Source organism: Nocardia alni, assembly GCF_019038435.1.
Lineage (GTDB): Bacteria > Actinomycetota > Actinomycetes > Mycobacteriales > Mycobacteriaceae > Nocardia > Nocardia alni.
In genome coordinates, this window is record NZ_JAGPOX010000310.1 from 1 (window position 1) to 1,682 (window position 1,682).

The window sequence follows — 1,682 nt, forward strand, 5'->3', positions numbered from 1 at the left end:
GGTGTGATCACCGATCTCGGTTTGCGGACCAGCGATCCCGATATTTACGCCGTGGGTGAGGTCGCAGCGGTGGAGGGGACCTGTTACGGCCTGGTCGCACCCGGTTACACCACCGCCGAGGTCGTCGCGGACCGGCTGCTGGGCGGCACCGGGGAATTCCCCGGCGCGGACATGTCCACCAAACTCAAACTCCTCGGGGTGGACGTGGCCAGTTTCGGTGACGCACACGGCGTGAGTGAGGGCGCACTGTCGGTGGTGTTGCACGACGCGGCCAAGGGCACCTACGCCAAACTCGTCGTCTCCGACGACGCCACGACACTGCTGGGCGGTGTCCTGGTGGGTGACGCCTCACAGTACGCGGCACTACGCCCCCTGGTCGGTGGCGCGTTGCCGGCCGAACCCGCCGCGTTGATCTCCCCCGCCGCAGCCGAATTGGGTGCCGACGCGTTACCGGACACCGCGCAGATCTGTTCGTGCAACAACGTGAGCAAGGGCGCGATCTGCGGTGCGATCGATGAGGGCGCCGCCGACGTGCCCGCCATCAAGGCGTGTACCAAAGCCGGAACCTCCTGCGGTGGGTGTGTTCCCATGCTCAAGAAACTGCTCGAGCAGTCCGGTGTGGCGATGTCCACCGCGTTGTGTGAGCATTTCACCCAGTCACGGGCCGAGTTGTTCCAGATCGTGCAGGTCACCGGTATCCGTACCTTCTCGGGTCTGATCGCCCGGTACGGCACGGGAACCGGCTGCGATATCTGCAAACCCGCGGTGGCCTCGATCCTGGCCTCGACCTCGAGTGACCACATCCTGGACGGGGAGCAGGCCGCACTGCAGGACACCAACGATCATTTCCTGGCGAATCTGCAACGCAACGGCACCTACTCGGTCGTGCCCCGCATGCCCGGCGGTGAGGTCACCGCCGATCAGCTCATCGAGATCGGCCGTATCGCCAAGGATTTCGAGCTGTATGTGAAAGTCACCGGCGGTCAGCGCATCGACCTGTTCGGCGCGAGAGTCGAACAGTTACCGTTGATCTGGCAGCGGCTGGTCGATGCCGGGATGGAATCCGGGCACGCCTACGGCAAAGCACTACGCACCGTGAAATCCTGCGTCGGCTCGACCTGGTGCCGCTACGGGCAGCAAGACTCCGTCGGCATGGCCGTCCTGCTCGAGAAACGGTATCGAGGCCTGCGCTCACCCCACAAACTCAAACTCGCCGTCTCCGGATGCGCCCGCGAATGCGCCGAAGCCCGCGGTAAAGACGTCGGGGTCATCGCCACCGACAACGGCTGGAACCTGTACGTCGGCGGCAACGGCGGGTTGACCCCCAAACACGCGGTGCTGCTGGCCGGCGACCTGGACGACCACACCCTGATCCGCTACATCGACCGCTACCTGATGTTCTACATCCGCACCGCCGACCGGCTACAACGCACCGCACCCTGGCAAGAATCCCTCGAAGGCGGCATCGACTACCTACAACAGGTCGTATGCCAGGACAGCCTCGGCATCGCCGAGGAACTCGAAACAGCGATGACACGCCACATCGCCGGATACAAAGACGAATGGGCCGCAGTCCTGGAAGACCCACAGAAACTCTCCCGATTCGTCTCATTCGTCAACGCCCCCGACCAAGCCGACCCCACCATCGCCTTCGACGACACCGGAGAACGCAAGGTACCGGT

Annotated in this window: 1 protein-coding gene; it reads left to right on the forward strand. The window is 64.2% G+C overall.

Annotated elements, in window-relative coordinates; all coding sequences use genetic code 11:
• Window positions 1–1,682, forward strand: a 1,682-nt coding sequence (gene nirB, locus JZ791_RS44045; protein WP_216903914.1) for a nitrite reductase large subunit NirB, incomplete at both ends; no start/stop codon positions are given.